The sequence below is a fragment of the Cedecea sp. NFIX57 genome, assembly GCF_900177785.1.
Taxonomy (GTDB): Bacteria; Pseudomonadota; Gammaproteobacteria; order Enterobacterales; family Enterobacteriaceae; genus Cedecea; species Cedecea neteri_C.
This window is the reverse complement of record NZ_FXAS01000043.1, coordinates 19,952-27,216: the sequence shown is the minus strand read 5'-3', so window position 1 is coordinate 27,216 and position 7,265 is coordinate 19,952. Positions and strand designations below refer to the sequence as shown.

General features: G+C 49.6%; 4 protein-coding genes and 1 pseudogene. 4 read left to right on the top strand and 1 reads right to left on the bottom strand.

Annotated features, from left to right (window positions below; genetic code table 11):
- Positions 1–154, top strand: a pseudogene (locus B9Y90_RS27395) (hypothetical protein); the annotation flags it as partial.
- A gap of 63 nt (positions 155–217) precedes the next feature.
- Positions 218–1,192 (top strand): IS5 family transposase, encoded by a 975-nt coding sequence (locus B9Y90_RS23155; protein WP_085542770.1) that lies wholly within the window; start codon positions 218–220, stop codon positions 1,190–1,192.
- 133 nt (positions 1,193–1,325) lie between these two features.
- Here B9Y90_RS23155 and B9Y90_RS23150 read toward each other — a convergent pair whose 3' ends face one another.
- On the bottom strand, positions 1,326–2,981 hold the full coding sequence (locus tag B9Y90_RS23150; protein WP_139827472.1) for a hypothetical protein: 1,656 nt from the start codon (positions 2,979–2,981) through the stop codon (positions 1,326–1,328).
- Positions 2,982–3,423: 442 nt separating this feature from the next.
- On the opposite strand from B9Y90_RS23150, the gene B9Y90_RS23145 reads away from it, so the two are divergent.
- Positions 3,424–6,093, top strand: coding sequence for a hypothetical protein (locus tag B9Y90_RS23145; protein ID WP_085542768.1), 2,670 nt, complete (start codon positions 3,424–3,426; stop codon positions 6,091–6,093).
- A 99-nt stretch (positions 6,094–6,192) separates the two neighbouring features.
- Complete coding sequence (locus B9Y90_RS23140; RefSeq protein ID WP_139827471.1) at positions 6,193–7,209, top strand: hypothetical protein; 1,017 nt, start codon at positions 6,193–6,195, stop codon at positions 7,207–7,209.
- Positions 7,210–7,265: the final 56 nt, after the last annotated feature.

Here is a 7,265-nt window from a genome sequence, read left to right as displayed (position 1 = left end):
GCAATATATTGAGCAACAGCAAACACCAGGTTAGGTGGAAAACCGTGCCTTATATCCCCGCCCTGAAGGACGGGGATATAAGGCACACCGGGTAAAGGAGCAGTTGAGAATGCCTGCTGTGCAGCTATATTGGCAGCTTTTCTCGCTGCAATAGGCGTTGGTGCACGGATGGCTAAGTTATGTCATTGTGGTTGTGGATTTCCACGGATACGCACCAGTGCCACATAAACATAACGCCGGAAAGCGTCATCATATCCCCAAAGCTCAATTCACCGTCACCAACTGGCCTGAGTATGAAAATGGCCTTAAGCAACGGGGCAGTCTGACGCTCTGGCTCACCCCGGAGGCTATTGCCCTGTGGAAGGCTGCTGCCCGCACCACGCCCGGGGGACAGGCGCGTTACTCTGACCTTGCCATTCAGACCTGTCTGATGCTGCGCGCCGCCTTCCGGATACCCCTGCGCCAGGCTGAAGGTCTCATGGCATCCGTCATCAGCCTGATGAATCTGCCTCTTACGGTACCTGACCACACCACGGTCAGCAGACGGGCCACCACCTTACCGCCTCTCCCGCGTATTCCGTCAGAGGGCGCTCTTCATATCCTTATCGACAGCACCGGGCTGAAGGTTTACGGGGCTGGTCAGTGGCTGGAGGAAAAGCACGGGGTCCGCGCCCGGCGCGACTGGCGTAAACTCCATCTGGCCGTGGATGCGGATAACTTCAGCATTGTGGCGCATACCCTGACTGACTCACATACCGATGGCCCGTCGCAGGTGGGAGCGTTGCTCAGCCAGACTGATGCTCCCGTCGCGCAGGTCACCGCCGACGGGGCTTACGATGGTCGCCCCACGTACAGCACGATAGCCAGCCATGGCGAAAACATCACTGTCGCCATCCCTCCCCGTGCCACAGCGGTGGAGGGCGTCAGCCCGGGGCCACCCGGTCAGCGGGACCGGCACCTGGCCATGATACAGGATAAGGGACGGCTGGCCTGGCAGAAGGCTGTCGGGTACGGAAAACGGGCGTTAGCGGAAACGATGATGGGGGGCTGGAAAGCCCTCATCGGTGCCCGCCTGCGTGCTCGGGGTTTTGCGGGCCAGAAAACGGAAGTGGCCATCGGGGTGATGGTGATGAACCGACTGCTGTCGGTGGCAAGGCCCCATTCTGTCCGTAAGCAGGTGAAAGCTGCCTGAATTTCAGTGGGTAAGGGCAAATTGCAACCTTACCCTGTCCGTGCACCAACGCCAACCGCACGTCTATCTTTTCGACAGAACCAACCTATTCATTATCAATGATAATGAATATTATAACTAGTTGATTTTTATATCACCAATTATTATCGTTTGAATAATAGCGCATGGTGAATTTGTAATCCCAGGCAATTACAGGGATCTTTTCTTTTCGAAGTGCAAAATATTTTTTTGCTATCTCCTGAGCCTTAACTTTTGCATCGTTATCACCTTCCTTGTACCAGACAGCCTCAACCTCAGGAATATCATTTTCACTTCCAGACGGCGTAAGAATAAGTTCATTCCATTGATAATTTCCTAATTTTTGTGCTGAAAGAGAAATCGCAGCCTCGAACTGCCCTGCGTGGCGCACGCTGAATGAACACTGATTTCCGCCACTCGTATAGTGTTTATTTCTATAGGCCTGAAGCCACATATCAATATCGCCATCGGGGCTATTGTTCAATTTTTCACTGCAGTCACTGTAATCGTCTGACGTTGCAGGTGTACTACGACACTGATTGTATTCCTTGGATTTGTGGAGGCCAAATGTATCAGCGTCCTGGGCATAAATACACTTCATTCTGCTCTGCAACACCTGTAAAACTTTACGTCCTTCGGGGGTATTGATTTTCCCTTTTTCAGGAACCTTCAGAACAATTCCCTGATGATTAATATAGGTGTCATAGGTTTGAGTATCTCTCCGTAAGTAAAAATAGGAAGCAACACCACGTTTTACCGTCTCAGGGCCCTGAGTAAATGGATGATCTGGAGCTGTTGCCCGGGCAATCAGGCCTGAACATTGCCAGGCTGGTACGTCGTGACCACAATTGCTCGTATTAGCGTTGTCAACGTAGCGTGCAATGACCCGATTTGCAATAATCTCTGGTGTATCAGGCTTTAGTGGTGTGACCTTGTTGTCAGCGTCATGGTAACTGAATGGTGAGTCGTCACCAGGGGTGTACATTACTACCGGGACTTTCATTTTGACTGCTATCAAATTTGCCAGGTCATTCTGACGTGCCAGCAGTGCCTGCTGGTCTCCCCTAGTATACACCAGAGCCAGGGGGGTTGCCTTGTCTATTGTATCCGGCCAGTGACGATACCAAATTTGTACAGGTTTCTTATCCTTATTCATGCCGGGGGTTTTGTTCAGCACCATAGCCAGTCTGAACTCATTATGTATAAGCACACTGAGTGAGCATGTTTTATTCCACTCCCAATTACCCGCCTCCGGACCTGGAACCAACTGGTTGCATGTAGAAACGTCAGTATCATCATTATTTACTGGGGAAAGTGTCGCTGACTTTTCACCACATCCAAATGCATCTCGTACAACGTTGTTATCTACTGCCACTGGTCGAACGCAGGCCGCAGTTACTGAGGAATCATTTGAGTTAAGGGCGCTCTCAGCCGGAAGAATCATTCCAGTGGGGTTAGCCGGTGTGTTCAAATCCTTCCTCAAATAGAGTATTGCACTTGCAGTCATCTTTTTTTCTGCCGATGTATCCGGAGTTTCAGACTGCATTTTCGGGAGCGGTTTCAGGAGTATTCCATTACAACTCAGAGCAGATGCAACATGGCTGCTGCCAGCGGTTCTGCAGTCCATATCCGTGGACTTCCATTGTTTATTCATTTTTGCCGCAACACTGTTGCCATCCTCGTCAGCACAAACAAAATGAGGCAGCATGCATCCAGCCAGAAACAACCCAACACCAGCTTTAAGCGAAAAAAACTTAAGTAAATTATTCATATGATTTTGGTCATAAATATTAAATGAAAAACAAGAATAATAAATTTCAGTTCACAAGCAAAAAAATATATTCACAATATTTTCAAAGTCCCTTAACTACGGAAGAAATTAAATCGGTGCATGCTAATGTGACTTGTGAAAGTTCTTCTTCTAAGAAGACATCCTGTAACTTGCAAAAAAAACAATGCATTCATTTATCAATGCTGATTCTTTATAAGAAATTGCAATGGCATCTGTCAATGCGAGCGAAGTACCTTGTATTTCCATAGTCTGTTTTCATTCATAAAAGCATGAATTATTTTGTTCTGCTTTTATCATTATTTTGCCTATTATATCCATCGGCAAGAAAAATCATGATTGAGTGCCTTTAATAGAACACTGCTACAGTGGCTCAGCATAGTCAGTAGAGACGTCAGGCCGCGGCTATTTACCAGGAACTAATATGACATACATTGATGGCTTTGAAAAAAACGCAATAAATATATCCCGTGGACCTATACATCAGGATAATGGAGAATTACATTTACCTCAAGGTAGTCTCGTCAGCGGCTGGAAGGTAGAAGCTGGTATAGGGTTTCTGTATCAGAATAACCAGGTTGTTAACGAACATAAGCATGCGACTGTTGATGGCGCAGACATTGAAATTTTTCATGCTGCACGGCTGGTTTACAAAAAAGTGCGAGGCAATATTTCTCATACGTTTGTTGCAACAAAAGGACAGACCTATACGTTTACATGGCTCCATATTGCAGATATGTATTTCTCTGAAGCGAAGCATCAAAATGTAGCAGGCAGTCCTGAATATCATGTCCATATTACTTTAAGTACAGACAGGCACCTGGACAATCCCAATCCTGTGACACAGATGCCATTTTTTGCGAGTGACTCTGACTGGGTTAAAAAATCGTTCGTATTTACCGCACCAGAAAGCAGAGAGTATTGTATTTCATTTCAGGGTAAATATGATAATTCTGGTATTGATCGCGGGGCAGTTATTACTCAGATTAACGCTTACATTGGCGATGAAGATGATGGAAGTGACCCAAATAAATTTCGTGTAATCTCGGCAACGAAAGAATTACCTCTGTTCCAGGGACAAAACGAAAAAAACCTTAACAACCCGGCACTGCACTTCACTCTTGAACAGCGGGTTGGTGACGACTGGAAAGTCCCTCCGGCGCGACATCAACTGCGTTTTGACCTTACTGAGGGTGACAATATTATCTTCGATGATGACAGCCCCCACTATAAAATCACCCCATCCGATGAGGGGAAATTCACGCTCCCGGCCAATTGCATAAAAGCGAAATTGGTTACAACGGATACGACTAAATACATGACGGTAGGTTTAGTCGGAATCAATAATTTATTCAAACAAATTAAAAAAGTTGGTTACTCAGATTTAGGTTATCACGATTACGATGAGAGTAAATTACCTCTGACGCTGAAAGCCTCTGCTTCTGATAAATGGACAGTGGATGGCACTGTGCCTGGGAGTATCACTGAACCGCAAAATATTACTCTTCAATTGAAGAAAAATGGTCGCTCACCTAATGCAGCGGAAACGCTGACCGTTGAGCTGAATTCAACCGGGTACCTGACGGTTACACCAACAACTGTTACCACGAAAACTGACGGCACATTCACTCTTACCCTGACTCCGGTACCCGGACAGACTGGCTCTAACACCACCACCCTGACCCTGAAGCACTATGGTCAGGTTGTCGGAACCTATCATATTAAGACCGGGGAGACTCCGTCTGCGAAGTATGAGATTCGGGTATACGATGCCGATGGCACGCTTCTCCCGCCGGACAGCTGGCAGAACTGGTCTGCAACTGACGATACCTACGTCAGCGTTTCCGTCGTCAATAAGGGGACGGAGATTGCGGCAGACGCGAATGTCACCATTGTTTCGTCCGACACCAGCGTGCTGACCGTCAACAATTCGCCGGTCAATGTCACGACATCGGCCCCGAAAGCCCGGGTGAATCTCACTCATGGCCATGCAGGAACGATGAAGCTGACGTTTACAGCGACGAATGCATCCCCTCTGACGCTGAATATTCGCATGGGCAGTCAGGTGAAACAGAGTCTGGTCGCCAGCACCTCAACGCTCTGGCTGTCGGCGGGAATTAACGGCACTGTCACCGGCGAAAATGCTCCGCTGGAGGTTGGTTTTAATCCACAGATTGAACCGGGCGACGGGAACCCACCGACGATTCATTATACCGTGGAAGGTATGAGCCTGCACGTGATTGGCGAAGACAATTTATCCCATACAGAAGGTGATTTGCACCCGGTAGCGCCCACGAACACGTCGGATTACCGTGTTCTGCCCCACCTGAGAACGGCCACCGGGGCCTCAAAAGCGTGCGCCATTACCTTTTCCACAAAAGATAACGTATATGCACCGGTAAAAGTGGATGTGAAATTTACCACGGCGGACCACATTAAATGGAGTACGACCGGCCCGGTCACCGTGGCAGCCGGACATACGACAAATCTGAAGCTGAAGCTGAAGGTGCTGGATAAATCGGATGTGACGGTGTCGACCTTCGCTCTGACGGTCCGGATTGACGACAGGGATGCCGGGGCAACGTTCGAGAGTTCAAATGACACCACCTGCAGCATCACCAGCGCTGACCGGGACGGCTTTGTACACCTGCCTGAGCTGAATGTAAAAAATACGGCGGGGACATTCTTCCTGTACGTGGTTCCTGCGGGAGGAAATACCCGGCTGAATGAGCAACTGCAATTCACCGTGAAGCTCGTTGAGGATGCCAAAACCATCCGCCTGAGTCCGAATACCACGCAGACTATCCAGACTGCCGACGCCGAAGAAGGGATTGGGGGGCCGAATTACTACGCAGAGCTTCTCGGCGCATCCGGTAATCCGGTTAAGGCCGGCGAGGTGACGTTTACCGTCTCTGCATCCAATAAAGCAGGAGCAAAATTCAAAAACGGTAACGCTTACCAGCAAACTATTCCGGTCCGCACCCAGGACGGAAGGGCGCGTATACCGGTGATTGTGGCAACGAACACCGGACGCTTTACGCTGACGGCAACAAGCGGAAGCCTGTCTCAGGACGTAGAATTCAACATTGTATAACAGGGAGCCCGGCGGTCAGCGTACCGCCGGCGATTTTTGATGAATCATATCGCGGTAATAACAAGTCTCACTCCGGGGATAATCGTTGACAGGGAGCACATGTCTATCACCCTCCCTTCGGGGCCGTGCCGGCTGGGCGTTCAGGTCACCCTGGACGCCGGGGAGCTGACTCCGATGAAGGACAGGTCCGTCATCCTGTTGTTTGTACACCATGGCACAACGGACTCCGCCATGAATGCGAAATTTGTTGCAGGTGACAACGGTGAACCGGACTATCACAGAACGTTGACACCCGACAATACGGGGCTGATGTATTTTGACCTGAACCTTCCGGATAATCTGACGGATGCACTGGATATTTATATAAAACTGAACGATGAGCCCCGGTATACAAGAGGGACAAACGAGTGGATGCTCAGCCTGACGGAGCACATCACTGACCATACCAGTGAAGTGGACAAACTGGAAATCGTCAGTGGCACCCCACAATGGACACAACTGCCGGACAGAAAGCCCTACGCAGACCTGGTCGTTAAGGCTACTCATGGGGGAGCCCCGGTGGGCAGCGCCCGTGTGACCTGGGCGGTTACAGACGATCCGGGGAAAACGAAAACCACCGTTCCGTCGGGTCCTGTTTTCACTTCAGGCGGCGGGCTTGCCAGGATAACCCCCGTAGCAGGAACAAATAAAGGCCAGCTGACCATTACAGCAACCTGTAACGGACACAGCGTTGATTTTCATCTGGTGGTACTCCCGGCCAGGGGGGACTTGATGCTGGTATCTCCAGTACTGCCCGCCATCATTTCCGCGAAGGCCACAACACCAGTAACCGTTAAAGTACGCCTGGTATCAAAGTCAGACCAGAGTGAATTCTGGCCGGGGATCCCCTGCCGCTTTATCCACACACAAAACCCCATTAATGGACTGGTTGCGGAGAACACACCGGCGCCTGATGCGCGCATTACCAGCGACCAGAGAGGGGATTTGCCGCCCTTTAACGTACATTTTTCTTCATTGGGAAGGGGCGTGCATCGCGGCAGCATAGATTACCTTGCATACCTGCCAGGTGATGACACAACACCAGCCTCCGCCACTATCTCACTTTCGGTGAGATGATAAACGGCAGACGGGTATTCTCGCTGTATTCAGACAGATACAGCATTCATTAGCAA

Bases quoted from the DNA above. Each gene is read 5' to 3' on its own strand.
- B9Y90_RS23145 (WP_085542768.1), top strand. From the start codon at position 3,424: ATGACATACATTGATGGCTTTGAAAAAAACGCAATAAATATATCCCGT.
- B9Y90_RS23140 (WP_139827471.1), top strand. From the start codon at position 6,193: ATGTCTATCACCCTCCCTTCGGGGCCGTGCCGGCTGGGCGTTCAGGTC.
- B9Y90_RS23150 (WP_139827472.1), bottom strand. From the start codon at position 2,981: ATGAATAATTTACTTAAGTTTTTTTCGCTTAAAGCTGGTGTTGGGTTG.